This window comes from Streptomyces sp. NPDC056296, from assembly GCF_042268605.1.
Classification (GTDB): domain Bacteria; phylum Actinomycetota; class Actinomycetes; order Streptomycetales; family Streptomycetaceae; genus Streptomyces.
On record NZ_JBHJRX010000019.1, the window covers coordinates 48642 to 74546 of the forward strand.

Genomic DNA, 25905 nt, shown 5'->3' on the forward strand with positions numbered 1-25905 from the left:
GAGCCATGCCCCACCGCCCCTCGCGCACACCCGCTCTGCTCCGGATCAGACCGCCGGGGCCGGGAACGTCGGGTACTCCACACCGGAGACGTGCTGCACGACGCGCACGACCTGGCAGGAGTAGCCGAACTCGTTGTCGTACCAGAGGTAGAGGATCGCGTTGTCGCCCTCGACCTTCAGCGCGCCGGCGTCGACGATCGAGGCGTGGCGCGAGCCGATGAAGTCGCTGGAGACCGCGTCGGGGGCGCTGATGAAGTCGATCTGGCGCTTGAGCGGCGAGGTCAGCGACACGTCGCGCAGGTGGTCGAGGACCTCCTCGCGGGTGGCCTCGCGGGCCAGCTGGAGGTTGAGGATCGCGATCGACACGTCCGGCACGGGCACGCGGATCGAGCTGCCGGTGATCTTCGCCTTGAGGTCCGGGAGGGCCTTGGCGACGGCGGAGGCGGCACCCGTCTCGGTGATGACCATGTTCAGCGGCGCGCTGCGGCCGCGGCGGTCGGACTTGTGGTAATTGTCCAGCAAGTTCTGGTCGTTGGTGAACGAGTGGACCGTCTCCACGTGGCCGCGCAGCACGCCGTACTCGTCGGCCATCGCCTTCAGCGGCGGGACGATCGCATTGGTGGTGCAGGACGCGCAGGACAGGATCCGCTCGTCCGGCTTGATGGTGTCGTGGTTGACGCCGTGCACGATGTTGGGGACGTCGCCCTTGCCCGGCGCGGTCAGGACGACCTTGTCGATGCCGGGGCGCAGGTGCTTCGACAGGCCCTCGCGGTCGCGCCACTTGCCGGTGTTGTCGATCAGGATGGCGTTCTTGATGCCGTACGCCGTGTAGTCGACCTGCGTCGGGTCGTCGGCGTGGATCACCTTGATCGCGTTGCCGTTGGCGAAGATCGTGCTGTTGTCCTCGTCGACGGTGATCGTGCCCTGGAACTGGCCGTGCACGGAGTCGCGGCGCAGCAGCGAGGCGCGCTTGACGAGATCCTGCTCTCCGCCGCCCCGTACCACGATGGCGCGCAGCCGCAGGCCGTTGCCCGAGCCGGCCTTCTCGATGAGCAGACGGGCGACGAGCCGGCCGATGCGGCCGAAGCCGTACAGGACGACGTCGCGCCCCTCGCGCCGGTCGATCTTGTTGGCGCCCGTGGCCCCGGCGACGGCGTCTGCGGTGAACTCCTCCACCGTCAGTCCGCGGTCGTCGCTCTTGTAGGTCGCGGCGAGCATGCCGATGTCGATCTGCGAGGGACCGAGGTCGAGCGTGGCGAGGGCCCGCAGGAAAGGCATCGTCTCGGTGACCGACAGCTCCGCGCCGGCGATCTGGCGGGCGAAGCGGTGGGTCTTGAGGATGCTGACCACAGACTTGTTCACCAGGGAACGGCTGTGCAGCAGGATCGTGACGTCCTGCTCCCGGTGCAGCTTCCCGATCATCGGGATCATCGATTCCGCGATCTCTTCGCGGTTCTTCCAGTTGGTGAACGAGTCGTCGTTGGCAGTCACGTCTCTATCTTTCGAGCTAGGCGGCGCTCATATGCTAACCCGACCGCCCTTCTGATCGATCAAGTGGGCCCCCTGCTGTTCAGATGAGTGCCGGTGGGGCCGACAGGCGCCGATCCTCGAAACGCCCGCCCGCCCGCCCGCCCGTCGGCCCGACCCGCCTCAGCGTGCGCCGCTCCAGGAGTGGGCGACGTCCACCACCACGCGGCCATCCAGTGCCAGCACCCGGAAGGGCAGCCGGGCGCGGACGCCGAGACCGATCTGTGTCTCGCCCTCGAAGCTGCCGGCGAACCGGGTGTCGCGGAAGGTGCGGTATCCGGTGAGGTCGACATCGGGCAGGGGCCGGCCGGTCCGGCCGGGATACGTGGCGGCGCCGGTCTCCGGGCGGTAGGCGGGTGCGGCGACCCGGACCTCCAGCACGGCTCCGCCGCCCACCGCGATCGGGCGGCCCGAGCCGTCCTGGTGCAGCCGGTCGACGTACCGGACGAAGTAGCCGAGACGCCCGGCGTCCGCGCCGGGTACGTCGACGACCATCCGGTCGAAGCACGCGTGGCGTCCGGTCCTGACGTCCGTCACCGGCGTCGTCGTGCCCGCGACGCGGGTCTTGTCCCGGCTGCCCCAGCCGGTGGGGCACGCAGTGGTGTGCGCGGTGTTCCGTACGGTGCTCCGCGCGTCGGCGGCCGGGGCCGCGTCGGCCGCGACCGTGGCCGTTCCCAAGGCGGCGCCCGCGACCAGGACCGCCACCCATGCTGATCTGCTTCGTCGCATTGTGTCCCCCGGGGTATGGATGTTCCGGTATTGGGTGGGACGAGCGAATTGACCGGAAGGTTGCACTGTCGGCGGGGCCGTCGGGAACGCCGAGGGGGCGAGGGGCCGATCGAACTCGGTCGGCCCGGCGCCCGGCGTCGAACATGATTGCGCCCTGGGCGATCGGGTACGCGAGCCTGGACCGCCCCGTGCCGATCATCGGGCGGGCCCACCACCGTCGCTACCAGGGATCTGCCATGGAAACACCCGCGAACGACAACTCCGTCTCGCCCGCCCAGCGGGCGCTGGACGCACTTGCCGAGAACACCGAGGACACGACGGCGCTCGACACCCTCGCGAGCAGTGACGTCCTCGTCCCGGTGCCCGACGACGCGAACGACCAGGACGCCGCCGACCCCGGGATGCTGGCACTGCCGGTGCTGGAACAGCAGGGCGGCCGCCAGGTGGTGCCCGTGTTCACCTCGGAGCTGGAGATGGCCGACCTGCTGCCGTACGTCTCCCGCTACCGCATGGTGCCGCTGGGCGCCCTCGCCGCGCAGTGGCCGGCCGACGACCTCTCCCTGTCCATCGACGCGGGCTCGGAGCACCGCCTCACGCTCACGTCGGACGGCGTGCGCACCCTGCTGGCCCGTCCCTAGAGGGCCGGCCCGTCCCTAGGGGCGGGAGTCCTCCACATCGTCCACGTCGCCGAGCATGCGGGCCAGTGCGGCCCGCTGCAGCGGCAGCACCTCGCTGTGCAGGTCCCGGCCGCCACGCGTCAGGGCGACATGCACACCGCGCCGGTCCTCCGCGCACATCGAGCGCTCCACCAGCCCGTCCTTCTCCAGCCGGGCGATGAGCCGGGACAGCGCGCTCTGGCTCAGGTGGACCCGGCCGGCCAGGTTCTGCACCCGGCACTGGGCGCCCTCCTCGGGCGTCTCGGTCGCGAGGATGTCGAGCACCTCGAAGTCGCTCGCGCCCAGACCGTGCGGGTGCAGCACACGGTCGATCTCGCACATCGTGCGCGCGTGCACCGAGAGAATCTCCCGCCACCGCTCCTCGAGCCGCCCACCGGCCGTCTTGACTGCCATACCTGCACGGTAACACCGAAGCGACTGTTCCTTGTCCGTGCAACTAGTGTGCGTGCAAGGACCACGAGGGGTACGGAGGGGCACCGGGCTCGCTCAGGCCGAGTCGCGCTTCACCAGCTCCGTCGGCAGGATCACCGCCGCCGGGTCGTCCCCGCCGATCTGGGCCAGCAGCACCCGGACCATCTCCGCGCTGATCCGGTCCCAGGGCTGCCGGATGGTGGTCAACTCGGGACTGGCGGCGAGCGCCGCGGGGGAGTCGTCGAAACCGCCCACCGCCACGTCCTCGGGCACCCGCCGCCCTGCCCGTTGCAGCGCCGCCAACACCCCCTGCGCCATCAGGTCGGACGCCACGAACACGGCGTCCACGTCCGGCGCCTGCGCCAGCAGCCGCTCCGCCCCCGCCTCACCGCTGGCCCGGCTGTAGTCGCCCGAGACGACGAGCCGTTCGTCGACGGCGACGCCCGCCTCGCCGAGCACCTCCCGGTACCCGGCCAGGCGCTCCACACCGCCGGGGGTGTCGAGCGGGCCGGTGACCACACCCACCCGCCGCCGCCCCAGCGACAGCAGATGGCGGACCATGTCCCGGGCGCCGTCCCGGTCGTCGGCGGCCACGTAACTCACCTTCGAACCCAGCCCGATCGGCTTGCCGCACGCCACCAGCGGCACACCCGCCGCGCGCAGTTCCTCGGCGACCGGGTTCCCGGAGTGGCTGGAGACCAGCAGCACGCCGTCGACGTGCCCCGCCGTGATGTACCGCGTTATGCGCCGCCGCTCGTCCTCCGTGCCGGCCAGCATCAGCAGCAGCGGCACGTCGTGCGCGGCCAGCGCCTGGGTGCAGCCGCGCAGCAGGACGTTGAAATTGGGGTCCTCGAAGAACCGCTCCTGCGGCTCGGTGAGCAGGAAGCCCACCGAGTCGGACCGCCCGGTGATCAGCGACCTGGCGTGCCGGTTGACGACGTAACCGGTCTTGCGGATGGCCGCGTTGACGGACTCCTGCGCGGCCGGGCTGACGTAGTGCCCGCCGTTGAGCACCCGTGACACCGTGCCCCGCGACACTCCCGCCTCGCGCGCCACGTCGTGGATCGTGGGCGGTCGGCGCCGGCCCCCCGTGTTGCTCATGGTCATGACTTTACGGCCCCGGAGAGCAGGTCGAGGCTCCAGAACCGCTGGACGACCAGGAAGAGGGCGACGAGCGGCAGCACCGCGAGGAAGGCGCCGGTGATCACCAGTGTGTAGAGCGCGGGTGTGTTCGCGCCCTGCTCCAGCAGCGTGTAGAGACCGAGCGTGATCGGGAACTTCTCGTCGTCGCTGAGCATGATGTAGGGCAGCAGGAAGTTGTTCCACACGGCCACGAACTGGAACAGGAACACCGTCACCAGTCCCGGCACCATCATCGGCAGCGCGACCCGGGTGAAGATCCGCCACTCGCTCGCCCCGTCCATCCGCCCGGCCTCCACCACGTCGGCGGGCACGGCCGCCGCGGCGTAGATGCGCGCCAGGTAGACGCCGTAGGGGGAGAGGATCTGGGGGAGCAGCACGGCCAGGTACGAGTCCGTCAGGTTCGCCTCGGCCAGCAGCAGGTACTGCGGCACGGCGAGGATCACCGGCGGCATCAGCACCCCCGCCAGCAGCACGTTGAACAGCGTCTCCCGGCCGCGGAAGCGGTACGTCGCCAGCGCGTAGCCGCTGAACGCCGACACGACCGTGGACAGCAGGGCGCCGAGACCGGCGTAGAGGGCCGAGTTGGCCATCCACTGCCAGTAGACGCCATCGCGGTAGGCGCTCAGGTCGCTCACGTTGTCGGCGAAGCCCGTGCCCGGCAGGAAGGTGAAGGTGGAGAACAGTTCGCTGCCCGACTTGGTGGCCGCGACGACCACCCAGGCCACCGGCAGCAGGCAGTAGACCGCGCCGAGCAGCAGGGTGAGCGTCGGGACCGGCGCGATGCGGCGGCGCCGCGGCGGTCCCTGCGCCGTCCCGGGCGTGGTGCCCGCCGCCGGCCGCGCCTTGCGTACGGCAAGAGAACTCATCGTGCTGCCTCCTGCTTGTTGCGACGGTTCGCTGCCCGCAGAAAGCCGAAGGACAGCACCAGGGTGACGAGCGCGATGATCGCCGCCTGGGCGGCAGCGGCGTGGATGTCACCCTTGCCGAAGGCGTCCTGGTACACCTTCATCAGCGGACTCCAGGTGGTGGAGACGGAGTTGGTGAGCGGTTTGAGGGTGGTCGGCTCGTTGAACACCTGGAGCGTGGCGATGATCGAGAAGAAGAACGTCAGCACCAGCGACGGCGCCACCATCGGGATCTTGATCCGCAGCGCGATCTGCAGCGGGGAGGCGCCGTCCAGCTTCGCCGCCTCGTACACCTCGGCCGGGATGGCCCGCAGCGAGGTGTAGATGACGATCATGTTGAAGCCGGTGCCGCCCCAGACCGCGATGTTCGCCAGCGCGAGATAGAGCGGACCGCCGTCCAGCAGGTCCGGCTGCGGCAGACCGAGCCGGTCGAGCACGAAGTAGAAGGGGCTGACGTCCGGCAGGTACAGGAAGCCCCACAGCAGCGCCGCCACCACTCCGGGAATGGCGTACGGCAGGAAGATCGCGAGCCGGGTGACCGGTGTGAACCGCACCTTCTCGGAGTCGAGCATCAGGGCGAACAGCAGGGCGAGGCCCAGCATCACCGGCACGACGACGCAGCCGTAGCCCAGGACGCGCAGCGCCCCGTCCAGCAGCTCGCTGTCGGTGAGGGCGTCGGTGTAGTTCTGGAGACCGGCCCACACCTCCTCGCGTGCCCCGGCGCCCAGTCCGAGCCCGGAGACCTCCACCTTGCGGAAGCTGAGGTGGACGGCGTAGCCGATGGGCAGCGCGAAGAAGAGCAGGAACAGGGCGATCGCGGGGATCAGGAAGGCATACGGGGCGCCCTTGACCCCGTACGGCCTCCGGCGTGCCGTCGTGCTGGTCACTGGGCGACCTCGAAGCCCTGCTTCTTCAGGTCGGCGACCGTCTCCTCCTGCATGGTGCCCAGGGCGGCGGTGAAGTCCGACTTGTTCTTCGCGGCGGCGCCGAACGCGTCCTTGAAGGCCGTGTAGGCGACGTTGACGTTCGGCCCCCAGGCGGCCGGCGCCGTCGTCTTCGCGATGGCGGCGGCCCTGGTGTAGAAGTCCGGCTGGTTGGCGAAGAACTCCGGCGGGTTGGAGAAGGCACCGCTGAGCTGGGCGGAGGTGGAGGCCGGGTAGATGCCTCCCTCCGTGGCCAGGGCGCTGAGCGCGTCACCGTCGGTGTTCAGCCACTCGGCGAACATGGCGGCGGCGTCCTTGTGCTCGGAGTCGGTGGTGACGCCGGTGGAGGAGCCGCCCCAGCTGCCGGTGCGGTTCTCGCTGTCGGACCACTGGGGGAGCGGGGCCATGGCCCACTTGCCCTTGGTGTCGGGCGCGGCCGTGGTCAGCGTGCCGGGCGCCCACACGGCGCTGACCCAGGCGATCTGCTTGCCGGTGTTGAGCGCCTTGTTCCAGGCCGGGGTGTACATCGGCTGGTTGTCTACGGCGCCCTCCTCGACGAGGCCGCCCCAGAAGTCGGCGACCTTCTTCGTCGCCGCGTCGTCGATGCCGACCTTCCACTGGTCGCCCTCGGTCGTCCACCACTGGGCGCCCGCCTGCTGGGCCAGGCCCGCGAAGAGTCCGGAGTCGTTGGCGGAGAAGGTGGTGAGGTCCTTGTCGGGCGCCGCCTTCTTCAGCTCGCGCGCGGTCTCGGCGAACTCGTCCCAGGTGGCCGGGACCTTCAGGCCGTACTTCTTGAACAGGTCCTCGCGGTAGTAGAACATCATTGGCCCGATGTCCTGCGGGACGGCGTAGACGGCGTCCGTGCCCAGTGTGGTCTGCTGCCACACTCCCTCGGCGAACTTGCCCTTCACATCACCGACCTCGCCCGATATGTCGGCGAGCGCGTCGTTGCTGACCAGGGTCGGCAGCGCCTGGTACTCGGCCTGCACCAGGTCGGGCCCCTGGCCGGCCTTGTGCGCGGTGAGGATCTTGGTGACCAGCGTGTCGCCGGACGCCTGCTTCTTCACCGTGACCGTGATCCGCTGCTCCTTGCCCGGCCCCTTGTTCCACAGGTCGACGACCTTGTCCATGCCGGGCGTCCACGTCCAGTACGTCAGCGAGACCGGGCCCGACTGGGCGTCGCTGTCGTCGTCGGACGAGCCGCAGGCGGCGAGGGTGGTGGCCCCGAGGGCGACGGCGACGGCGGAGGTCACCAGGCGACGGCGCTTCGTGTACGGCATGGAACTCTCCCCTGACCTGGGGTCTCCGCCCGCTGCGAAGACCTGCCATGCTTCTGTGAGCGTTCACAGTAGAGAAACATCCCGGACACTTGTCAATGGTTGTTGCTGTGCGGTTATGTTGGGCTCGCACCGCCGACAGTGTGTGTGCACGTTCCCAATTGATCGATCACATCGGGAGACCATCCATGCCGGAGACCACCCCCAGGGGCCTGGCCGGGCTCGCCTTCGGCGGGGACTACAACCCCGAGCAGTGGCCGGAGGAGACCTGGCAGGAGGACGTCCGGCTGATGCGCGAGGCCGGCGTGACGATGGTGAGCGCCGGGATCTTCTCCTGGGCGCTGCTGGAACCCGCCCCCGGCACCTACGACTTCGGCTGGCTGGACCGCCTCCTCGACCTGCTGCACGACAACGGCATCCGCGCCGACCTCGGCACGCCCACCGTCGCCCCGCCCGCCTGGTTCTACCGGGCCCACCCCGAGGCGCTGCCCGTGACCGCCGAGGGGGTGCGGTACGAGTTCGGCTCCCGGGGCGCCATCTGCCACAGCGACGCCGACTACCGCGTCGCCGCCGCGAACATCACCACCAGGCTCGCCGAGCGCTACGGCACCCACCCGGCCCTCGCGCTCTGGCACGTCCACAACGAGTACGGCGTCCCCGTCTCCGCCTGCTACTGCGACTCCTGCGCCGCGCACTTCCGCCGCTGGCTGGCGACGACGTACGGCACCGTCGACGCCGTCAACGAGGCCTGGGGCACCGCCTTCTGGGGCCAGCGCTACACGGACCTCGACCAGATCAACCCGCCGCGCACGACCCCGACGGTGGGCAACCCGGCCCAGGCGCTGGACTACAAGCGCTTCGCCGACGCCACCATGCGCGAGAACTTCCGCGCCGAGCGGGACATCCTGCACCGCCTCTCACCCGGCGTCCCCGTCACCACCAACTTCATGACCGCGCTCAGCCAGTGCGACTCCGTCGACTACTGGGCCTGGGGCCGCGAGGTCGACCTCGTCACCAACGACCACTACCTGATCACCGACGGCCGCCGCACCCACGTCAACCTCGCCATGGCCGCCGACCTCACCCGCTCCGTCGCGGGCGGCGCCCCCTGGCTGCTGCTCGAACACTCCACCTCGGGCGTCAACTGGCAGCCCCGCAACCCCGCCAAGGCCCCCGGCCAGATGGCCCGCAACTCCCTCGCCCACGTGGCCCGCGGCTCCGAGGGCGCCATGTTCTTCCAGTGGCGGCAGTCGAGGCGCGGCGCCGAGAAGTTCCACTCGGCGATGCTGCCGCACGGCGGAACCGGGACACGCGTCTGGCGCGAGGTGACCGAACTGGGCGCCTCGATCGGCTCACTGGCCCCCGTCCGCGGCACCCGCACCGAAGCAGACGTGGCCATGGTCTGGGACTGGCAGTCCTGGTGGGCCCAGAACCTCCAGTGGCGCCCCAGCGAGGACCACGACCCCCGCGAACGCGCCGACGCCTTCTACGAAGCCCTCTACGACCGCCACCTGACCGTCGACTTCGCCCACCCGGAAGCCGACTTGTCGGCCTATCCACTTGTCGTCGTCCCCGCGCTGTACCTCGCGACCGAGGCGGCCGGGAACAACCTCCGCGAGTACGTCGAGAACGGCGGCACCCTCGTCGTCTCGTACTTCTCCGGCATCGTCGACGAGCACGACGCCGTCCACGAGGGCCCCTACCCGGGCGCGCTCAGAGACGTGCTGGGCCTCACCGTCGAGGAGTTCTCACCGCTGCTCGCGGGCGAGCGGGTCGGGCTCACCGGCCCGGACGGCTCCGGGCAGACCGGCGACGTGTGGACGGAGTTCGTCGTGCCGCGCGGCGCCGAGCCGGTGTGGACGTACACCGACGGCCTCACCGCGGGCCACCCGGCCGTCACCCGCCACCGCCTCGGCGAGGGCACCGCCTGGTACGTCTCCACCCGCCTCGGCGCCGAAGGCCTGGACGCCGTCCTCGGCCGGGCGGCCGAGGACGCGGGCATCAGCCCCCGCGCCGACCTGCCCCGCGACGTCGAAGTGGTGCGCCGCACCGGCGAGTCGGGCACCTACCTGTTCGCGATCAACCACACCGCCTCGGACGCCAAAGTGCCGCTGGACGCGCACGGCACCGAACTGCTCACCGGCGAGCGCGCCGCGGGCCGCCTCGCGATCCCGGCCGGCGCCGTGCGGATCGTACGGCTCGACATCCCTTAGCCCCCCGGTCACCGCTGATTTCCGCCCCATCCCCAAGTCGAAGGGACCACGGACGACGATGTTCCATCCCAGACGCACCCTCAGGGCCCTCCTGCCGCTCCTCGTGGCCGGGCTCGCCCTCACCGCCCTGCCGGCCCAGACCGCCCAGGCGGCGAGCACCCTCACCAACGGCGGCTTCGAGACCGACGCCGGCGGCGCGGCCGCGCCCGCCGGCTGGTCCGAGTACGGCTCGACCGGCGCCTCGTACACCGAGGCCGGCGGCCACGGCGGCGGCAACCGCCTGAGCCACTGGTCCTCGTCCGCGTACAAGGTCGAGACGTACCAGTACCTCTCCGGGCTGGCCAACGGCAGCTACCGGCTGACCGCCTGGGTCCGCTCGGGAGGCGGCCAGAACGCCGCCTGGATAGCCCTCAAGAACTGCGGCGGAGCCGAGCAGCGCACCGACCTGCCGGTGTCAGCCGGTGGGTGGATCCGGATCGTCGTGCCGGTCAATGTGACTGCCAACCAGTGCACCATCAGCGTCAACAGTGACGCGAACGCCGGCAACTGGATCAATGTCGACGACCTGACCTTCACGCCGGGCACGTCCTCCGGAGTGCCGGTCAAGGGGGCCGACGTCTCCTCCCTGGCCAAGAGCGAGGCCAAGGGCGGCGCCTACCGGACGAGTTCGGGATCGGCGGGTGACGCGCTCGGTATCCTGAAGTCCGCCGGCATGAACTACGCCCGCCTCAAGGTCTGGGTGAACCCGGCCGACGGCTACAACAACAAGGCGCGCGTGCTGGCGACCGCCAAGCGCGTCAAGGACCGGGGCATGAAGCTGCTGGTCGACTTCCACTACTCGGACACCTGGGCCGACCCGGGCGCCCAGAGCAAGCCCGCCGCCTGGGCCGGCCACTCCTACGGCCGGCTGAAGACGGACGTGTACGACCACACCCACGACGTACTCAACGCGCTCAAGGCGCAGGGCACCGGCGCCGACATGGTGCAGGTCGGCAACGAGATCAACGGCGGCATGCTGTGGAACGAGGGCTCCACGGACAACTGGACGCAGCTCGCCGGGTTGATCAACAGTGGATACGACGCGGTCAAGAGCGTCGACGCGGCCACCCCCGTCGCGCTGCACCTGGCCAAGGGCGGCGACCTGGCGGGCACCCGCTGGTGGTTCGACAACGCCGTCGCGCACGGCGTCCGGTTCGACGCCATCGGCCTGTCGTACTACGGGTACTGGCACGGCCCGCTGTCCGACTTCCAGACCACCCTGGACGACGCGGCCGCCCGCTACGGCAAGCCGGTCTTCGTCGCCGAGACGGCCTACCCGTTCCGGCTGGACAGTGAGGACGCGCACGAGAACATCATCGACGTCACCGGTGAGCTGGTCCCCGGCTACCCGGCGACCCCGGCCGGGCAGACGGCGTGGATGAACACCGTGGCGGACATCGTGGAGGCCGTCCCGAACGGCCGCGGCCTCGGCGTCTTCTACTGGGAGGCGACCTGGACCGCCGTCGACGGCAACGGCTGGGACCCCACCGACCCGTCCTCCGGCAACGGCTGGGAGAACCAGGCCCTGTTCGGCTACGACGACAGGGCGCTGCCGGCCATGGCGTGGTTCCGTCACCGCTGACACCTCCTGTGCCGGACGGGACCGCCCGGTACCGGACAAGGCGCCGGAGTCCCGGACAGCGGGGCGCCGACTGCGGGACAGTGGAAGGACACGGTACGGGCGGGCCCGGACGAAGGGAGGACGAGATGCTGAGGACCCCCGTGCACGGCACGCGTCTCGACATCCTGGAGTGGCTCAAGGATCCGGCCGCCCACTTCCCGCCCGAGCACCACGCGGACGTCGTCGCGCACGGCGTCCGCGTGGAGCTCGTCGCCGCGAAGCTCGGCGTGTCCCGCCGGGCGGCCGGAACCCACCTCGACCTGCTCGCGAGCATCGGTCTGCTCCGCACCGGCGGAATCCGCGGCCGGACGTACTACCGGCGCGACGAGGTGCGGATCGCCGAGGTGGCGCGGATGTTCGAGAAGGGCTGGCAGACCGGCGGCCGCGCGGCGCCGACGAGTGACCCGGAGCCGCACCGGCGTTAAGCTGACCCCAGCCGCCGCCCCGGTGCGCGCGGCGCGGCGGTGGGGCCCGCCGTACCCGAACCGCGGCAGACGCCGCCAACGGTCCCTACTTGCGAACGGGGGCTTCCCCCTGCCCGGCGAGTAGGAGACGTACGACCGTGACAGCCCCGAACACCGAGAGCGCCGCAGTCCGGCCCGCCCGGCGCGGCCGGGCGCCGGTCGTCGCGGCCGTCTCCCTGGGCGGCGGCACGGGCGCCGCCGCCCGCTACGCGGCCTCCCTGTGGTGGCCGACGCAGACCGGTGGCTTCCCCTGGACGACCTTCTGGGTCAATGTCGCCGGCTGTGCCCTGATCGGCGTGCTGATGGTGGTCGTCACCGAGGTGCGGGACGCCCACCGCCTCGTCCGGCCGTTCCTGGGCACCGGAGTCCTCGGCGGCTTCACCACCTTCTCCACCTACGCCGTCGACATCCGTCACCTGTTCGCCGCCGACCAGGTCCGTACGGGTCTCCTCTACCTCGCCGCCACCCCTCTGGCGGCGCTCGCGGCGGTGTGGCTCGCCACCTGGGCGACCCGCCGCGTGTCGCCGCCCGGAACACGCGGGGGCACGGACACGAAGGGTGAGAGGTCGTCGTGAACTGGCTGCTGGTCGTCGCGGGCGGCATGGTCGGTGCCCCGCTCCGCTACCTCACCGACCGCGCGGTGCAGTCCCGGCACGACTCGGTCTTTCCCTGGGGCACCTTCACGGTGAACGTCGTCGGCTGTCTGGTGCTGGGCCTGCTGACCGGCGCGGCACTCGCGGGAGCCGCGGGCTCCGACCTGCGGCTCCTGCTCGGGACCGGGCTGTGCGGTGCCCTCACGACGTACTCGACCTTCTCCTACGAGACGCTCCGGCTGACCGAGACGGGCGCACGCCTCCTGGCCGCCGTGAACGTGACGGCGAGTGTGGCGGCCGGCCTGGGGGCGGCGTTCGCGGGGGTGACACTGGCCGACGCGCTCTGGGCCTGACACGAGGCACCGCCCCGCGTGTAGTAGGACAGGACTTCATGAGCGTCATCAGTATCGGCCAGGCCGTCGTCCTCGGAGTCGTCGAGGGGGTCACCGAGTTCCTTCCGGTCTCCTCCACCGGTCACCTCAAGATCGTCGAGGGGCTGATGGGCATCCCCGTCGACGACGACGCCGTCATCGGGTTCTCGGCGGTCATCCAGGTCGGTGCGATCGCCGCCGTGCTGGTCTACTTCTTCAAGGACATCGTGCGGATCCTCTCCGCCTGGGTGCGCGGGCTGACCGACCGGGAGGAGCGCTACCACCACGACTACAAGTTCGCCTGGTGGGTCATCATCGCGACGATCCCGATCGTGCTCGTGGGCCTGGCGGCCAAGCCGCTGATCAAGGGACCGCTCGCCTCGCTGTGGGTGGTCGCCGGCTCGCTGATCGTCGGCAGCGGCGTGATGTGGGTGGCGGACCGCACGGGGCGGCACAAGCGGGGCGAGGACGACACCTCGTTCAAAGACGCGATGCTGGTCGGTGGCTCCCAGATCCTCGCCCTGCTCTTCCCGGGCTTCTCCCGCTCCGGGGCCACCATGTCCACCGCCCTGATGCTCGACCTGGACCGGGTGGCCGCCACGCGGCTCTCCTTCTTCCTCGGCATCCCGGCCCTGACCGGCGCCGGTCTGTACGAGCTGAAGGACGCCCTGGGCACCGGGGCGGGCGCGGCCCCCCTGGCGGTCGGCACCCTCGTCTCCTTCGTGGTCGCCTACGCCTCGATCGCCTGGCTGCTTAAGTTCGTCGCCAAGCACTCCTTCAACGCCTTCGTCATCTACCGGATCGCGGTCGGCGTCCTGCTCTTCGGGCTGCTCGGCACGGGCGTGCTGCACAGCTGACCGCGCGGCCGGACCGGCACGCCCCCCCCCGCTGCTCAGTGGGCGTCGCGCAGCGGCTCCCCGACGCTCCTGAGGTGCCGCAGCGCCTCGCGGTGCGACGCGAGCAGGCCCGTCTGGTAGTACGGGACGCCCAGCTCGGCGCAGTACCGCTCGGTGATGACCTGGGCCCTGCCGAGGGCGGGCGTCGGCATGCTGGGGAAGAGGTGGTGCTCGATCTGGTAGTTGAGGCCGCCCATGAAGGCGTCGACGAGCACGCCGCCCCGCACATTGCGGGAGGTGAGGACCTGGCGGCGCAGGAAGTCGAGCCGCATGCCCTCCTCGATCATCGGCATGCCCTTGTGGTTGGGGGCGAAGACCGATCCGAGGTAGATCCCGAACAGCCCCTGGTGCACGGCGATGAACGCGAGCGCCTTGCCAGGGGAGAGGACCGTGAACAGACCGCCGAAGTACAGGGCGAAATGGGCGACGAGGAGCGTGCCCTCCAGCACCGGCCGCTTCATGGACGGGCTGCGCAGCGCCTTGAAGCTGCTGAAACTCAGATTGAGACCTTCCAGCGTCAGCAGCGGGAAGAACAGGGCGGCCTGGTGTTTCCCGACGAAGCGGGGAAGCCCCTCGGCCCTGCTCGCCTGGCGCCGTGACCACACCAGGATGTCGGGGGAGACGTCCGGGTCCTTCTCCTCGTGGTTGGGATTCGCGTGGTGGCGCGTGTGCTTGTTCATCCACCAGCCGTAGCTCATGCCCAGCAGCAGGTTCGCCACCAGGAGACCGCCGATCTCGCTGGGACGCCGGCGCGAGAAGACCTGCCGGTGGGCGAGGTCGTGAGCGGCCAGCCCGAGCTGGCCGAAGACGACGGCCAGCGCCACCGCGACGAACAGCTGGCTCCAGCTGTTCCCCAGCGTGACGAAGGCGGCGACACCGCCCGCGAGCGCGAGGGCGACGGCACCGAAACGCACCGTGTAGTAGAGCGGGCGGCGCCGGAGCAGCCCCTCGTCGGCTATACGCCGTGAGAGTTCGGAAAAGTCGCTTCCCTTTGCGCGTCCCTTTTCCGGTGCGCGCGTGGGCGGGCTCTCGATGAGCACCGTTGGAGTTGCCATGTGCCTCAGTATGCGGGCGGTTTTCCCGGCCGCAGAATGACGGCTGCCACCCGAAGCGGGGTGTGGCTAGCACCACCCCCGGCCCTGTGGTCCTCCCTTGACAGCACTCCCGCCCGACCCGCAGGATCACTCCGTGAACCTGTCAGACAGCCAGACAGCAGGCAGCCGGACAGCCGCTGCGGTCCCGCGGCGCGTCAGCGCCATGGAAGCGGTGCTCGGCCACCTGCGCGGCGCGATCGAGCGCGGCGAGTACGCGATCGGCGACAAGCTCCCCTCCGAGGCGGAGCTGTGCCGCACCCTGGAGGTCTCCCGGCCGGTGCTCCGCGAGGCCCTGCGCGCCCTGCAGACCATGGGGTTGACCGTCTCCAGGACCGGCAAGGGCACCTTCGTCGTCGCCAGTGCCGTCGAGGACCCCACCTTCGGCGACTACACGGCCGGCGACCTGCTGGAGGTGCGCCGCCACGTCGAGATCCCGGTGGCCGGCTACGCGGCCCGCCGCCGCACCCCGGAGAACCTCGACCGCCTCGCCCACCTCCTGGACCGCATGGAGCGGGAGACGGACACCACCGCGTGGGTCGCGATGGACACCCTTTTCCACCTCACCGTGGCCGAGGCCGCCCAGAACCCGGTCTTCCGCCGGGTCATCGAGGAGATCCGCGACGCGCTGGCCCGCCAGTCCGCCTTCCTCAACGAACTGGGCGGCCGGCGCGAACAGTCCGACCGGGAGCACCGGGCCATCGTCGAGGCACTGCTCGACGGCAGTGACCACGACGCGGAAGAGGCCATGGCCCACCATCTCGACCGCGTCGAGACCACCCTCACCGACATCGTGCGCCCCACCCGCACGGACACCCCCACGGAAGGCGCACCCGAGGCGTGAGCGAGCACCGACCGCCGCAGGCGACCGCGCCGGCCCCCGACCCCGACCCCCAGGCAGTGATGTACGGCTATTCCCCCGCGGACCCGCCCCCCGTCCGTGAACCCCTCCACACACCCGTCGCCCACCTGGTACGCGGCGGCGTCGTCGAGGGCGTCCACCACGGCTCCGTCGTCGTCCTCGCCCCGGACGGAGAGATACGCCTCCAGCTCGGCGACATCGAGGCCGCCTGCTACCCGCGCTCCGCGCTCAAGCCGGTCCAGGCCGTCGCCATGGTCCGCGCCGGTCTGCCGCTGGACGGCGAGCTGCTCTCGCTCGCCGCCGCCAGCCACTCCGGCGAGGAACGCCACCTCGCCGGCGCCCGGCGCGTCCTCGAACTCGCCGGACTCACCGAGAGCGACCTGCGCAACATCCCCGACCTGCCCTTCGACCCGGTAGTCCGGGACTCCTGGGTCAGGGAGGGCCGCCTCCCGTCCCGGCTCGCCCAGAACTGCTCGGGCAAGCACGCCGCCATGCTGTACACCTGCGTGCTCAACGGCTGGTCCCTGGACGACTACCTCGACCCCGGCCACCCGCTCCAGCAGGCGATCGCCGAGATCGTCGAGGACCTCACCGGGCAGCGCGTCGCCCGAGTGACCGTCGACGGCTGCGGCGCGCCCCTGTTCGCGATCTCCCTGCACGGTCTCGCCCGCGCCGCCGCCCGCCTCACCACCGCCGTCCCCGGCACCCCGGAGGCCCGCGTGGCGGACGCGATGCGCGAGCACGCCGAGATGGCCTCCGGTTCCGGCCGGGACGTCGCCGCGCTGATGCGGGCCGTGCCCGGGCTGCTCGCCAAGGACGGCTTCGAGGGAGTCCAGGTCGCCGCCCGGCCCGACGGCGGTGCGATCGCCGTGAAGATAGCCGACGGCGCCGACCGGGCCCGCGTCCCGGTCGCCGCGGCTGCGCTCGCGCGGGCCGGTGTCGCACCGCGGCTGCTCACGGAGTTCGCGGGTGAACCGCTGCTCGGAGGCGGGGAGCCGGTGGGACGCATACGTCCGGTGCCCGCGCTGGACGCCGTTCCGCTCGCCTCGTGCGGGTAGAGCGCCGCTCGGTGCCGCCCGTGGGAGCCGCGGCCGTGGCCGGTCGCGCCGCCCGCGCGGCGGAGCCGCACCGCGACACAGCCCGAGCCCCTCGGGGGCGCTCACCCTCACCGCCCTCGTGAGCGGCCGCGGGGTCGCCGAACTCGTCCTGGAGAAGGGGCTGCTGCCCGCCGAGCGGCGCACCGCCCTGCTGCGGCCGGAGATCCTTACCGGCAGCGGCACCACTCCCGCCCGACCGCGCGCCGGGACCGGCCCGGAGGAAGAATGGCGAGCATGAGTACGCGGACGACCTTCCAGCCGGTCCTGGAGCGCATCGCCGAGGAGATCGAGCGGACCCCAGGCAGTGGCCGGCCCGCCGACTACATCCCGGCGCTCGCCGCCTGCGACCCGCGCCGCTTCGGCATGGCCGTCGCCGAGCCGGACGGCACGGTGTACGGGGTGGGGGACTGGCGGGAGCCGTTCTCCGCGCAGTCCATCACCAAGGTCTTCACCCTTGCCCTCGACCTGTCCCGCGAGCGCGACGCGCTCTGGGAGCACGTGGGCCGCGAACCGTCCGGCAACCCGTTCAACTCCCTGGTGCAGCTGGAGTACGAGAACGGCATCCCGCGCAACCCGTTCATCAACGCGGGCGCCCTCGTCGTCACCGACCGCCTGCACACCCGTACCGGGGACGCGGCGGGCGAACTGCTCGCCTTCCTGCGCGCGGAGAGCGGCAACCCGGACCTGACCTACGACGAGGAGGTCGCCGCCTCCGAGACCGCGCACGGCGACCGGAACGCCGCCCTCGGCCACTTCATGGCGGCGTACGGCAACATCGACAATCCCGTGCCCGTCCTGCTGGAGCAGTACTTCCGCCAGTGTTCCGTCGCCGCTTCCTGCGCGGACCTCGCCCTGGCGACCGGGTTCCTGGCCCGGCACGGCATCCGCGCGGACGGCACCCGGCTGCTGAGCCGCAGCCAGGCCAAGCAGGTCAACGCGGTGATGCTGACCTGCGGGACGTACGACGCGGCCGGCGACTTCGCCTACCGGGTGGGCCTGCCGGGCAAGAGCGGGGTCGGTGGCGGCATCATCGCGGTGGTGCCGGGCCACTGCACGCTGTGCGTGTGGGGCCCCGGCCTGGACGAGCGGGGCAACTCGGTGGCCGGGGTGGCGGCGCTGGACCGCTTCACGACGCTCACGGGCCTGTCGGTCTTCTGAGCGGAGCGCGAAGACGTCAACTGTCCTGGACCCGGACCAGTTTGAGCCGCAGAGCCAGTGCCATGGCCCCCGCGCCGAGCCCGGCGACGCCCAGGATCGCACCGGTCTCCGGCCAGCCCGGATCGTGCTGCGACGGCCGCGCCCCCGTGACCGACGCGGGCACGGCCTCCGGGCCCGGCCGAGGCCGGGCGCCCGCGGGCGCCAGCGAACCCACCGGGTCGACGTGCCCGGCGGCCTCGAATCCCCAGTCGAGCAGTGAGCGGGCCTCCTCGTACACGGCGTGGCCGCCGCCCTCCTGGGGGTTCATCACGGTCACCACCAGGGTCCGCCCGTCACGGCGGGCGGCGGCGATCAGGGTGTTGCCGGCATTGCTGGTGTAGCCGTTCTTGATGCCGATCAGCCCCGGGTACGGCTCCACGCCGTCCGCCCCGGTGAGCAGCCGGTTGGTGTTGATGATCCCGTACGAGTCCCCGTTCCGGCCGGGGAACATCGCGTCGACCTTGGCGCAGTACCGCGCGAAGTCCGGGTTGCGCAGCCCCGCCCGGCCGAAGACCGCCAGGTCGTACGCCGACGACACCTGGCCCGGCGCGTCGTAGCCGTCGGGTGAGCGCACGTGGGTGTCGTGGGCGCCGAGGGCGCGGGCCTCGGCCTGCATCCGGGCGGCCGTGGCGCTCCAGCCTCCGGTGAGCGAGGCGAGGACGTGGACGGCGTCGTTGCCGGAGTTGAGGAAGACGCCGTTCCACAGGTCGGAGACCCGGTATGTGTGGCCTTCGACGACACCGACCAGGCTGCTGCCGGGGCCGATGCCGGTCAGCTCGTCGGCGCTCACCTCGTGGCGGATGCCGCCCGGCAGGACCGGCAGCACCGTGAGAGCGAACAGGGTCTTGAGGGTGCTGGCCGGCGGCAGCTTGCGATGCGCGTCGTGTGCCGCCAGCACGTCACCGGTGCCGGCGTCGGCGACCACCCAGGACAGCGCGGAGACATCGGGGACCCCGGGTGCGCCGGGGCGGGGCCGGACCTGTGTCCCGGAGCGGTACAGCAGCGTCGCCTGCGCTGTCGCCGCGCGTGGCCCGCCGGGCGGACCTGGGTCCGGCAGCACCGCACGGGCGGCCGCGGCGGCGGGCATGAGCGTGAGCAGCCCTGCCACACAGAGCACGCAGGTGGATCGAGCCGCCCGGGATGAGAATCCGATAGTCATACCGCAAACGTAGGAACGGGCCCCCGGACCGCCACGCTGCCCGGGCCGAGTCGCGCTCGCAAGCACCCGGATGCCGTAGGGGCGACCGGCCGGCCAGGGGAGCGTCGGCGGACGTGCGCTGTCAGGCGGCGGGCAGCGTCGGCTGGACGCGTCGCAGGAACGTGGCGTTGTCCGGCGTCTGGCGCATCCGCTCCAGCAGTGTCTCCAGGCCGGACTGTTCGTCCCGGCTTCCCAGGGCGCGCCGCAGTCCGCGTACGGCGGTCGACTCGGCGGTGGACAGCAGGAGTTCCTCGCGGCGGGTGCCGGAGCCGGTCATGTCCACGGCCGGGAAGACGCGGCGGGAGGCGAGCTCCCGGCTCAGCCGCAGCTCCATGTTGCCGGTGCCCTTGAGCTCCTCGAAGTAGAAGTCGTCGGCACGCGAGCCGGTCTCCACCAGGGCGGTGGCGAGGATGGTGAGGGAACCGCCCTCCTCGGCCGTCCGGGCGGCACCGAAGAACCGCTTCGGCCCGAGCAGCGCCCCGGCGTCGACGCCGCCGCTGAGCGTGCGGCCGCCGGAGGAGGCGGCGTTGTTGTGCGCCCTGCACAGCCGGGTGAGGGAGTCGAGGAGGATGACGACGTCCTCACCGGTCTCGACCAGGCGCTTGGCCCGCTCGATCACGAGCTCGGCGAGCGCGATGTGCTGCTTGGCGCTCCGGTCGAAGGTCGAGGCGTACACCTCGCCCCGCACGGACCGGCGCATGTCGGTGACCTCCTCGGGCCGCTCGTCGAGCAGCACCACCATCAGGTGGGAGTCGGGGTGGTTGCCGGCGACGGCGGCGGCGAGCTGCTGGAGGAGGACGGTCTTGCCGGTCTTCGGCGGGGCCACGATCAGGCCGCGCTGGCCCTTGCCGACCGGGGCGATCAGATCGGCGACCCGCCCGGTCAGGCCGGCCGCCGGGTGTTCGAGGCGCAGCCGCTCGTGCGGGTGCAGTGGTGTCAGATCATGGAAGTGCCGTCGGCCGCCCTGCCGGTCGGGGGTGCGGCCGTTGACGCGGACGACGTCGGTCAGGGTGCGCCGGTCACCGCGCACGCCCTCGACCAGGTCACCCTTGCGCAGGCCGTGGCGGCGGATCAGCGCGGGGGAGAGGGAGAGGTCGGACGGCTCGGGCTGGAGGCTGCTGCCCCGCAGGTGCCCCTTCCCGCCCGCGTCGATGTCGAGGACACCGTTCGCGATCTCGGCCGGGGACTGCTGCACAGGGGGGCGTTCGAGTGTGGTGGTCATGGTGTTCGGTCCTTTCGAGGACACGGGCATGGCTCATGCGGAAGGAAGGAAGGAAGGAAGGGGAGAAGCCGTGCGAGGGGTCGGACGACACGCCTCCGGACGGCGGGAACAGCACCTCGGGTACGGCGGGGAAAGACCCTGCTCACGAGGTTGTGCTGAGAAGCGGACGCGCCGGTCGCACAAGGACGGGCGGGTCGGCGAACCGAAGGGAAACTGGCACCGGCGCCCCAGGAGGGCGTACACAAGTGCTGACCACACCGTACCACGGGAATGGGCGAAGTGGCGGTGGGGCGGGACGTTCCACGCGTCCCACCCCGTTCAACGAGGCCGGGGCGGCCTTCTGTTCCGTCTTCCGCGTATGCCGGGCCGGACTCAGTCGCCCGAACGTTCCTGAGCCTCCCGTGCCTCCTGCGCGATCCGGTCGAACTGAGCGCCCATCGCGGCCTGCAGCGCCTGCGCGCCCGACAGCGGGCGCACCATCACCGTGAGTTCGTCGATACGGCCGGACTCGTCGAGGTGCAGGATGTCGCAGCCGCCGATCTCGCGGTCGCCGACCCGCGCCGTGAAGACCAGCGCGTGGTCGGGGCCGTCAGCCTCGCCGATGACGCGTTCGTAGCGGAAGTCCTCGAAGACGCGGGTGACGCCGCGCAGGATCGCGGTCGTGATCGCTTTGCCGTGGTAGGGCTTGAACACGACGGGGCTGGTGAAGACGACGTCCTCGGCCAGTAGTGCCTCGACGGCGTCGAGGTCGTGGGCCTCGACCGCCGCGCGGAATGCCTGCATCACATCTCCTCGGTGAGAGGTACTGATCGGTGAGAAGTACTGAACTATTTGAATAGGTGCAGAGTAGAGTAGTCCTTACTTGCTAGCGTGTCGACATGTCTCTCAAGTACGCCGTCCTGGCCGCCCTGCTGGAGGGCGAGGCCTCGGGCTACGAGCTGTCCAAGGTGTTCGACGTCTCGCTCGCCAACTTCTGGCCCGCCACGCCGCAGCAGCTCTACCGGGAGCTGGAGCGCCTCGCGGGCGACGGACTCATCGAGGCCCGGACGGTGCCGCAGGAACGCCGGCCCACCAAGCGGCTGTTCTCGCTCACGGAGGCGGGCCGGGAACAGCTGGGCGCCTTCGCCGCCGAGCCGACCCGGCGCCCCACCGCCATCCGCGACGAGTTCCTGATCAAGATGCAGGCCATGGACGGCGTGGACCCGGACCGGGTCCACGCCCTGGTGGAGGAGCGCCGGGCCTGGGCCCTGGGGAAACTCGCCCGGTACGAGCGCGTCCGAGAGCGCCTCCTGGACGGCCGTGGGGAGGAGGAGTACCTGCGTGACTCCGACCGTGTCGGGCCCTACCTCACGCTGCTGGCCGGGATCACCTTCGAGCGCGAGAACGCCCGCTGGTGCGAGCGCGTCCTCACGGTGCTGCGGGAGCGGCGCGCCCCCACCGGGCCCGCCGGGCAGCCTCTAGGCTGACCTGATGTTCAGCCCCGAAGGCCCCACCCTGCGCGAACTCGCCGTCCAGGCACTGTCGTCGGTCGAGCGCGGCTACGACCTGCTCGCCCCGAAGTTCGAGCACACCCCGTACCGGACGCCGGACCGGGTGCTCGACGCCGTGGCCTCGGCACTGGCGCCGATGGGGCCGTTCGGTGCCGGACTCGACCTGTGCTGCGGTACCGGCGCGGGAGTGGACGTACTGGCCCGGGTGTGCCGGGAACGCGTGACGGGGGTCGACTTCAGCGCGGGCATGCTGGAGGTCGCGCGGGGGCGCGTCGTGCCCGAGGGGCCGGCGGTCTCCTGGGTGCGCGCGGACGCCCGCGCTCTGCCGTTCGGTCCCGAGTTCGACCTGGTGGTCAGCTTCGGTGCGTTCGGACACTTCCTGCCCCGTGAACTGCCGGGCCTGTTCACCCAGGTGCGCTCCGTACTGCGACCGGGCGGCTGCTTCGCCTTCCCCGTGGTCGCGCCGCCCCGCCCCGGCTCCCGCGGCTACTGGACGCTGCTCGGCTTCGACGCGGTGATGCGGGCGCGCAACGCGCTGTGGCGGCCGCCGTTCGTCATGTACTACCGGACGTTCCGGCTCGGGGACGTGGGCCGGGAACTGGCGCGCGCCGGCTTCCGGACGGACCTGCACGCCCTGCCCGGCTTCGGGCGCCGGCCCGACGGCAGCCCGCGCGTCCGGATGGTCGTGGCCCGGCGGCTGCCCTGACGGTGTGCGCGGGCGGGATCAGCCGGCCGCCGGGAGGGTGAACTCATAGACCAGCGCGTCTTGTCGGGCGTCCACGAGGAGGTCCGTGATCTCCAGGGGCCGTGCGTACTGGTCGTGCACCCGCCGGACGACCCGCACCGACGGCGTGTCCGCGAGGCGGCTGATCGTGTCGCGGTGATGCAGGGTCAGGCCCGCCCGGCGCATCCAGTCGTAGGCCCGCCGCAGTTGCGCCGAGGCGGTGCCGTCGGCGCGGTCGCGGTACCGGGCCAACTCCTCGACCTCGGCGAGCGCCACGGCGGAGAACGAGGTCACCGCGGTCCGCCGGCCGGTCCCGTCGGCGGTCGCGGACAGGTAGCGGTGCACCAGGGTCGGCCGGCCCGGCGCCAGCCCCAGTGCCGCGGCGTGCTCCGGCGGCGGAGCCTCCCAGGTCACGGTGGCACGGTCGCCGGTGCACGGCTCCGCGGTCCGGGCGCCGACCGGGAACGTGAGGGACGCCGGGCTCTGTGCCGGTGGGCCGGGCAGGGCGGCGTGGCTGCCCCGCCGGTCGGTGGCGAGCAGGCCGTCCCGGCGCAGCACCTCCAGGGCCTGCCGTACGGTCTCCCGGCTCACCCCGAAGTGCTCGGCCAGTCGGCGTTCGCCCGGCAGTCGTGCGCCCGGTGGGACGGTCCCGTCATGCAACTCGCCGAGCAGCTGTACGGCCACCCGCCGGTAGAGGGGCTGTGCGTCGGTGACGGGGTGGTCGTGCGGGGTGGTGCGGGCCATGCCGCGCCCTCCTGTTTGGTGACGTGCGGTAGCCGTGCGGGCTCGGTGCGCCACCAGAAGTATCATTGGTCTAAACCAACCGGGAAGAGCGGTCCGCCGGTTCGGCCGAAACCTCACCCGCGCGTCGGCCGTCCGTCACCCCTTCACAAGGCGCTGTACAGGGCGTCCACCAGTGCCGTCTTCCGCGGGTCGTCGGCGATGTGCGGTCCCATGCGGTTCATGACGTAGCCCAGCGAGACCCCCGCGTCCGGGTCCGCCAGACCGCAGGAGCCGCCGAAGCCGTCGTGTCCGAAAGCCCGCGGATCGGGGCCGTAGGAGCCGTTGGGGCCGCTGAGCCACAGCCCCAGCCCGACCTCGGTCTCGTGCGCGAAGCCGGCGCCGAGGACGAGGTCGCGGCAGGCACCCTGTCCTTCGCGCACCCGCTCGGCGGCTTCCCGGGACAGCACGCGGTGGCCGTCGTACGAGCCCCGGCCCGCGAGGATCCCGTACAGCGCGGCGACCGCCCGCGCGGTGCCGTGTCCGTTCACCGCCGGTATCTCGGCGGCCCGCCACGCGGCGGTATTGGCCTCCGTGGCGCCGATCGGGGGATTGGTGAGCGCCGCCACGGCCGCGGGCGCCAACTGGGCGAAGACCGCGGCCTGCTCGCTGTCGGAGGCCACCCGCGGATGCACCGGCTCGGCCGCCCGCCCCGACTCCTTCTCCGGCAGTCCGATGGTGAAGTCGATGCCGAGCGGCCCGGTCACCTCCCGCTCCAGGAACGCCCCGGGCAGCAGCCCCGACACCCGCCGCACGACCTCACCGACCAGGAAGCCGTAGGTGATCGCGTGGTACCCGGACCGCGTACCCGGCTCCCACCAGGGCTCCATGGCCGCCAGTCGACCGGTGGTCAGGTCCCAGTCGTACAACTGCGCCGCCGAGTGCGGCTCACGCAGCCCGGACAGGCCGGCGCGGTGCGACAGCAGATGCCGCACGAGGACCTTCTCCTTGCCCGCCGCCGCGAACTCGGGCCAGTACACGGCCACCGGCGCGTCGAGGTCCAGCAGTCCTCGGTCGGCGAGGACGTGGGCGCACAGGGCGGTCGGGCCCTTGGACGTCGACCACACGTTGACCAGCGTGTCCCGCTCCCACGGCCGGCTGCGGGCCGCGTCGGCCCATCCGCCCCACAGGTCCACCACCGTCGCGCCGTCCACGGTGACGGTCACCGCGGCGCCCAGTTCGCCGCGGTCCCGGAAGTTCTCCTCGAACACCGTGCGTACCGCCGCGAAGCGGGTGTCGCAGTGGCCGTGAACCTGCGCCTCGTCCTCGGACATGGGGCCCTCCGTCGTACGCAGGAAGCCGGGCCGCACCGTCGCGGCCCGGCTCCATGAACGTACCGACTGGTCGGACTGGACGGAAGCCCGCCGACCCGGACGAGGCGGGATCGCGGCGAGGCGGCCGGGCAGCCGGGCAGCCGGTCGGGCGGGCCGGCGAAAGGCGGACTCAGAGGTACGAGCGCAGCCAGCGCAGCTTCGCCGCCTCCTGGAAGGGCCCGCCGCCCTCGTGGTCGTTGAAGTCGTACACCTCGATCGCCTTCTCGGCGTGCGCCCAGGCGTTGAACGCCGCGAAGACGGTCGACGGCGGGCAGGTCTGGTCCTCCAGGGCCGCCGAGAACAGGGCGGGCGCCCGGCCGCGCGCCGCGAAGTGCACGCCGTCGAAGTAGGACAGCGTGCGCAGCGCGTCCTCGGTGCGGCCGCGGTGCGTCTTGAGGTACAGGCCGATCTCCCGGTAGGGGTGCCGGTCGGTGAGCTTGGTCGCGCGCGGGAAGTCGCTGAGGAACGGCACGTCCGGCGCGACGGCCGTGAGGTCCGGCACCAGGCCGCCCACGGCGATCGTTATGCCGCCGCCCTGGCTCCCGCCGAGGGCGACCGTACGTGCCGGGTCGGTCAGCGGGTGCGAGCGGGCCGCCTCGACCGCGCGCACGGCGTCGGTGAAGACGCGGCGGTAGTAGTAGTTCTCGGGGGCGTCCAGGCCGCGGGTCATGAAGCCCGGGTAGGCGGGCGTGCCGCCGACGGGGTCCGCCGTCCCGCCACCGCCGCCCCAGGCGCTCCCCTGGCCGCGGGTGTCCATCACGAAGTGCGCCCGGCCCGTGGAAGCCCACAGCAGGTGCTCGTGCGGCAGCCCGCGCCCGCCGCCGTACCCGACGAACTCCACGACCAGCGGCAACGGTTCCTCCGCCGCGGTCGGCAGGATCAGCCACCCCTTCACCGGGTGACCGCCGAACCCGGCGAACGTCACGTCGTGCACCCGCACCGTGGACAGTCCCGTGTCGACCGGTTCGAAGCGGGCGTCCAGGTCGTACGCGCGGGCTTCGTCGAGCGTCTTGCTCCAGAACGCGTCGAAGTCCTCGGGTTCGGCCGACGCGCTGCGGTAGGTGCGGAGTTCTTGGAGCGGAAGGTCGAACAGGGCCATCGAGAACCGCCTTTGCGGGGAGACAGTGCCGGACCGTGCGGGT

The 25905-nt window shown here is 71.7% G+C and carries 27 protein-coding genes; 13 read left to right on the top strand and 14 right to left on the bottom strand.

Annotated elements, in window-relative coordinates; genetic code table 11:
• Nucleotides 1–45: 45 nt before the first annotated feature.
• Both ACFCZF_RS16180 and ACFCZF_RS16185 read right to left on the bottom strand, forming a co-directional pair.
• Nucleotides 46–1491: a glyceraldehyde-3-phosphate dehydrogenase gene (locus ACFCZF_RS16180; RefSeq protein WP_376672189.1), complete on the bottom strand. Its 1446-nt coding sequence runs from the start codon at nucleotides 1489–1491 to the stop codon at nucleotides 46–48.
• Nucleotides 1492–1650: 159 nt separating this feature from the next.
• The gene (locus ACFCZF_RS16185) at nucleotides 1651–2256 is read right to left on the bottom strand and encodes a hypothetical protein (protein ID WP_376672190.1); all 606 of its coding nucleotides are present in this window, start codon (nucleotides 2254–2256) and stop codon (nucleotides 1651–1653) included.
• Between the two features lie 236 nt (nucleotides 2257–2492).
• Between ACFCZF_RS16185 and ACFCZF_RS16190 the strand changes: the two genes are divergently transcribed.
• Nucleotides 2493–2894 carry an SseB family protein gene (locus tag ACFCZF_RS16190; RefSeq protein WP_121750554.1) on the top strand — a complete coding sequence of 134 codons (402 nt, stop codon included), beginning with the start codon at nucleotides 2493–2495 and terminating at the stop codon, nucleotides 2892–2894.
• Nucleotides 2895–2909: 15 nt separating this feature from the next.
• Here the strand turns inward: ACFCZF_RS16190 and ACFCZF_RS16195 are convergent, their stop codons facing one another.
• From ACFCZF_RS16195 to ACFCZF_RS16215, 5 genes are all read right to left on the bottom strand, one after another.
• Nucleotides 2910–3326 carry a MarR family winged helix-turn-helix transcriptional regulator gene (locus tag ACFCZF_RS16195; protein WP_376672191.1) on the bottom strand — a complete coding sequence of 139 codons (417 nt, stop codon included), beginning with the start codon at nucleotides 3324–3326 and terminating at the stop codon, nucleotides 2910–2912.
• Nucleotides 3327–3419: 93 nt separating this feature from the next.
• Nucleotides 3420–4451 (bottom strand): LacI family DNA-binding transcriptional regulator, encoded by a 1032-nt coding sequence (locus ACFCZF_RS16200; RefSeq protein WP_376672192.1) that lies wholly within the window; start codon nucleotides 4449–4451, stop codon nucleotides 3420–3422.
• Complete coding sequence (locus tag ACFCZF_RS16205; RefSeq protein WP_376672193.1) at nucleotides 4448–5353, bottom strand: carbohydrate ABC transporter permease; 906 nt, start codon at nucleotides 5351–5353, stop codon at nucleotides 4448–4450. Before ACFCZF_RS16205 ends, ACFCZF_RS16200 begins: the two co-directional genes overlap by 4 nt.
• Nucleotides 5350–6279, bottom strand: a complete 930-nt coding sequence (locus tag ACFCZF_RS16210) for a carbohydrate ABC transporter permease (protein WP_376672194.1) — start codon at nucleotides 6277–6279, stop codon at nucleotides 5350–5352. The genes ACFCZF_RS16205 and ACFCZF_RS16210 overlap by 4 nt, the downstream gene beginning before the upstream one ends.
• Nucleotides 6276–7595, bottom strand: a complete 1320-nt coding sequence (locus ACFCZF_RS16215) for an ABC transporter substrate-binding protein (protein ID WP_376672195.1) — start codon at nucleotides 7593–7595, stop codon at nucleotides 6276–6278. Before ACFCZF_RS16215 ends, ACFCZF_RS16210 begins: the two co-directional genes overlap by 4 nt.
• Before the next feature lie 185 nt (nucleotides 7596–7780).
• Between ACFCZF_RS16215 and ACFCZF_RS16220 the strand changes: the two genes are divergently transcribed.
• The 6 genes from ACFCZF_RS16220 (at nucleotide 7781) to ACFCZF_RS16245 (ending at nucleotide 13750) form a co-directional block, all read left to right on the top strand.
• A complete protein-coding gene (locus ACFCZF_RS16220) occupies nucleotides 7781–9805 on the top strand; it encodes a beta-galactosidase (protein WP_376672196.1) in 2025 nt (674 codons plus the stop codon).
• Between the two features lie 58 nt (nucleotides 9806–9863).
• Complete coding sequence (locus ACFCZF_RS16225; protein ID WP_376672197.1) at nucleotides 9864–11426, top strand: arabinogalactan endo-beta-1,4-galactanase; 1563 nt, start codon at nucleotides 9864–9866, stop codon at nucleotides 11424–11426.
• A 125-nt stretch (nucleotides 11427–11551) separates the two neighbouring features.
• A complete protein-coding gene (locus tag ACFCZF_RS16230) occupies nucleotides 11552–11890 on the top strand; it encodes an ArsR family transcriptional regulator (protein WP_376672198.1) in 339 nt (112 codons plus the stop codon).
• 137 nt (nucleotides 11891–12027) lie between these two features.
• Nucleotides 12028–12504: a fluoride efflux transporter CrcB gene (crcB, locus tag ACFCZF_RS16235; RefSeq protein WP_376672199.1), complete on the top strand. Its 477-nt coding sequence runs from the start codon at nucleotides 12028–12030 to the stop codon at nucleotides 12502–12504.
• Nucleotides 12501–12875, top strand: coding sequence for a fluoride efflux transporter CrcB (gene crcB, locus ACFCZF_RS16240; RefSeq protein WP_376672200.1), 375 nt, complete (start codon nucleotides 12501–12503; stop codon nucleotides 12873–12875). The genes crcB (ACFCZF_RS16235) and crcB (ACFCZF_RS16240) overlap by 4 nt, the downstream gene beginning before the upstream one ends.
• Before the next feature lie 38 nt (nucleotides 12876–12913).
• The gene (locus tag ACFCZF_RS16245; RefSeq protein ID WP_376672201.1) at nucleotides 12914–13750 is read left to right on the top strand and encodes an undecaprenyl-diphosphate phosphatase; all 837 of its coding nucleotides are present in this window, start codon (nucleotides 12914–12916) and stop codon (nucleotides 13748–13750) included.
• Between the two features lie 35 nt (nucleotides 13751–13785).
• Here ACFCZF_RS16245 and ACFCZF_RS16250 read toward each other — a convergent pair whose 3' ends face one another.
• Entirely contained in the window at nucleotides 13786–14844 is a 1059-nt protein-coding gene (locus ACFCZF_RS16250; RefSeq protein ID WP_376672202.1) for a fatty acid desaturase family protein, read from the bottom strand.
• Between the two features lie 202 nt (nucleotides 14845–15046).
• Here ACFCZF_RS16250 and ACFCZF_RS16255 point away from each other — a divergent pair, with 202 nt between their 5' ends.
• The 4 genes from ACFCZF_RS16255 (at nucleotide 15047) to ACFCZF_RS16270 (ending at nucleotide 17997) form a co-directional block, all read left to right on the top strand.
• Nucleotides 15047–15724 (top strand): FadR/GntR family transcriptional regulator, encoded by a 678-nt coding sequence (locus ACFCZF_RS16255; protein ID WP_376672257.1) that lies wholly within the window; start codon nucleotides 15047–15049, stop codon nucleotides 15722–15724.
• Between the two features lie 59 nt (nucleotides 15725–15783).
• Nucleotides 15784–16800 carry an asparaginase gene (locus ACFCZF_RS16260; RefSeq protein WP_376672258.1) on the top strand — a complete coding sequence of 339 codons (1017 nt, stop codon included), beginning with the start codon at nucleotides 15784–15786 and terminating at the stop codon, nucleotides 16798–16800.
• A gap of 118 nt (nucleotides 16801–16918) precedes the next feature.
• The gene (locus ACFCZF_RS16265; protein WP_375908509.1) at nucleotides 16919–17077 is read left to right on the top strand and encodes a hypothetical protein; all 159 of its coding nucleotides are present in this window, start codon (nucleotides 16919–16921) and stop codon (nucleotides 17075–17077) included.
• Nucleotides 17074–17997, top strand: a complete 924-nt coding sequence (locus tag ACFCZF_RS16270; protein WP_376672203.1) for a glutaminase — start codon at nucleotides 17074–17076, stop codon at nucleotides 17995–17997. The genes ACFCZF_RS16265 and ACFCZF_RS16270 overlap by 4 nt, the downstream gene beginning before the upstream one ends.
• A 16-nt stretch (nucleotides 17998–18013) precedes the next feature.
• On the opposite strand, the gene ACFCZF_RS16275 is transcribed toward ACFCZF_RS16270, so the two are convergent.
• The 3 genes from ACFCZF_RS16275 to ACFCZF_RS16285 all read right to left on the bottom strand — a co-directional run bounded on the left by ACFCZF_RS16275 (nucleotide 18014) and on the right by ACFCZF_RS16285 (nucleotide 21239).
• Nucleotides 18014–19195: a D-alanyl-D-alanine carboxypeptidase family protein gene (locus ACFCZF_RS16275; RefSeq protein WP_376672204.1), complete on the bottom strand. Its 1182-nt coding sequence runs from the start codon at nucleotides 19193–19195 to the stop codon at nucleotides 18014–18016.
• 121 nt (nucleotides 19196–19316) lie between these two features.
• Nucleotides 19317–20456 (bottom strand): transcription termination factor Rho, encoded by a 1140-nt coding sequence (gene rho / locus ACFCZF_RS16280; RefSeq protein WP_376672205.1) that lies wholly within the window; start codon nucleotides 20454–20456, stop codon nucleotides 19317–19319.
• Between the two features lie 372 nt (nucleotides 20457–20828).
• Nucleotides 20829–21239 carry a nuclear transport factor 2 family protein gene (locus ACFCZF_RS16285; protein ID WP_376672206.1) on the bottom strand — a complete coding sequence of 137 codons (411 nt, stop codon included), beginning with the start codon at nucleotides 21237–21239 and terminating at the stop codon, nucleotides 20829–20831.
• Between the two features lie 95 nt (nucleotides 21240–21334).
• On the opposite strand from ACFCZF_RS16285, the gene ACFCZF_RS16290 reads away from it, so the two are divergent.
• Together ACFCZF_RS16290 and ACFCZF_RS16295 are read left to right on the top strand one after the other, a co-directional pair.
• Entirely contained in the window at nucleotides 21335–21922 is a 588-nt protein-coding gene (locus ACFCZF_RS16290; RefSeq protein WP_376672207.1) for a PadR family transcriptional regulator, read from the top strand.
• A 4-nt stretch (nucleotides 21923–21926) separates the two neighbouring features.
• Nucleotides 21927–22652 carry a class I SAM-dependent methyltransferase gene (locus tag ACFCZF_RS16295; protein ID WP_375908444.1) on the top strand — a complete coding sequence of 242 codons (726 nt, stop codon included), beginning with the start codon at nucleotides 21927–21929 and terminating at the stop codon, nucleotides 22650–22652.
• Nucleotides 22653–22670: 18 nt separating this feature from the next.
• Here the strand turns inward: ACFCZF_RS16295 and ACFCZF_RS16300 are convergent, their stop codons facing one another.
• From ACFCZF_RS16300 to ACFCZF_RS16310, 3 genes are all read right to left on the bottom strand, one after another.
• Nucleotides 22671–23414 carry a GntR family transcriptional regulator gene (locus ACFCZF_RS16300; protein ID WP_375908441.1) on the bottom strand — a complete coding sequence of 248 codons (744 nt, stop codon included), beginning with the start codon at nucleotides 23412–23414 and terminating at the stop codon, nucleotides 22671–22673.
• Nucleotides 23415–23557: 143 nt separating this feature from the next.
• Nucleotides 23558–24724 (bottom strand): serine hydrolase domain-containing protein, encoded by a 1167-nt coding sequence (locus tag ACFCZF_RS16305; RefSeq protein ID WP_376672208.1) that lies wholly within the window; start codon nucleotides 24722–24724, stop codon nucleotides 23558–23560.
• A 169-nt stretch (nucleotides 24725–24893) separates the two neighbouring features.
• On the bottom strand, nucleotides 24894–25862 hold the full coding sequence (locus ACFCZF_RS16310) for an acetylxylan esterase (protein ID WP_376672209.1): 969 nt from the start codon (nucleotides 25860–25862) through the stop codon (nucleotides 24894–24896).
• Nucleotides 25863–25905: the final 43 nt, after the last annotated feature.

Coding starts and splice junctions, on each gene's coding strand:
- ACFCZF_RS16225 (WP_376672197.1), top strand. CDS start 9,864: ATGTTCCATCCCAGACGCACCCTCAGGGCCCTCCTGCCGCTCCTCGTG.
- ACFCZF_RS16305 (WP_376672208.1), bottom strand. CDS start 24,724: ATGTCCGAGGACGAGGCGCAGGTTCACGGCCACTGCGACACCCGCTTC.
- ACFCZF_RS16310 (WP_376672209.1), bottom strand. CDS start 25,862: ATGGCCCTGTTCGACCTTCCGCTCCAAGAACTCCGCACCTACCGCAGC.
- ACFCZF_RS16195 (WP_376672191.1), bottom strand. CDS start 3,326: ATGGCAGTCAAGACGGCCGGTGGGCGGCTCGAGGAGCGGTGGCGGGAG.
- ACFCZF_RS16190 (WP_121750554.1), top strand. CDS start 2,493: ATGGAAACACCCGCGAACGACAACTCCGTCTCGCCCGCCCAGCGGGCG.
- ACFCZF_RS16295 (WP_375908444.1), top strand. CDS start 21,927: ATGTTCAGCCCCGAAGGCCCCACCCTGCGCGAACTCGCCGTCCAGGCA.
- ACFCZF_RS16255 (WP_376672257.1), top strand. CDS start 15,047: ATGGAAGCGGTGCTCGGCCACCTGCGCGGCGCGATCGAGCGCGGCGAG.
- ACFCZF_RS16205 (WP_376672193.1), bottom strand. CDS start 5,353: ATGAGTTCTCTTGCCGTACGCAAGGCGCGGCCGGCGGCGGGCACCACG.
- rho (WP_376672205.1), bottom strand. CDS start 20,456: ATGACCACCACACTCGAACGCCCCCCTGTGCAGCAGTCCCCGGCCGAG.
- ACFCZF_RS16200 (WP_376672192.1), bottom strand. CDS start 4,451: ATGACCATGAGCAACACGGGGGGCCGGCGCCGACCGCCCACGATCCAC.
- ACFCZF_RS16270 (WP_376672203.1), top strand. CDS start 17,074: ATGAGTACGCGGACGACCTTCCAGCCGGTCCTGGAGCGCATCGCCGAG.
- ACFCZF_RS16215 (WP_376672195.1), bottom strand. CDS start 7,595: ATGCCGTACACGAAGCGCCGTCGCCTGGTGACCTCCGCCGTCGCCGTC.
- ACFCZF_RS16275 (WP_376672204.1), bottom strand. CDS start 19,195: ATGACTATCGGATTCTCATCCCGGGCGGCTCGATCCACCTGCGTGCTC.
- ACFCZF_RS16290 (WP_376672207.1), top strand. CDS start 21,335: ATGTCTCTCAAGTACGCCGTCCTGGCCGCCCTGCTGGAGGGCGAGGCC.
- ACFCZF_RS16245 (WP_376672201.1), top strand. CDS start 12,914: ATGAGCGTCATCAGTATCGGCCAGGCCGTCGTCCTCGGAGTCGTCGAG.
- ACFCZF_RS16185 (WP_376672190.1), bottom strand. CDS start 2,256: ATGCGACGAAGCAGATCAGCATGGGTGGCGGTCCTGGTCGCGGGCGCC.
- ACFCZF_RS16220 (WP_376672196.1), top strand. CDS start 7,781: ATGCCGGAGACCACCCCCAGGGGCCTGGCCGGGCTCGCCTTCGGCGGG.
- ACFCZF_RS16300 (WP_375908441.1), bottom strand. CDS start 23,414: ATGGCCCGCACCACCCCGCACGACCACCCCGTCACCGACGCACAGCCC.
- ACFCZF_RS16230 (WP_376672198.1), top strand. CDS start 11,552: ATGCTGAGGACCCCCGTGCACGGCACGCGTCTCGACATCCTGGAGTGG.
- ACFCZF_RS16285 (WP_376672206.1), bottom strand. CDS start 21,239: ATGCAGGCATTCCGCGCGGCGGTCGAGGCCCACGACCTCGACGCCGTC.
- ACFCZF_RS16250 (WP_376672202.1), bottom strand. CDS start 14,844: ATGGCAACTCCAACGGTGCTCATCGAGAGCCCGCCCACGCGCGCACCG.
- ACFCZF_RS16260 (WP_376672258.1), top strand. CDS start 15,784: ATGTACGGCTATTCCCCCGCGGACCCGCCCCCCGTCCGTGAACCCCTC.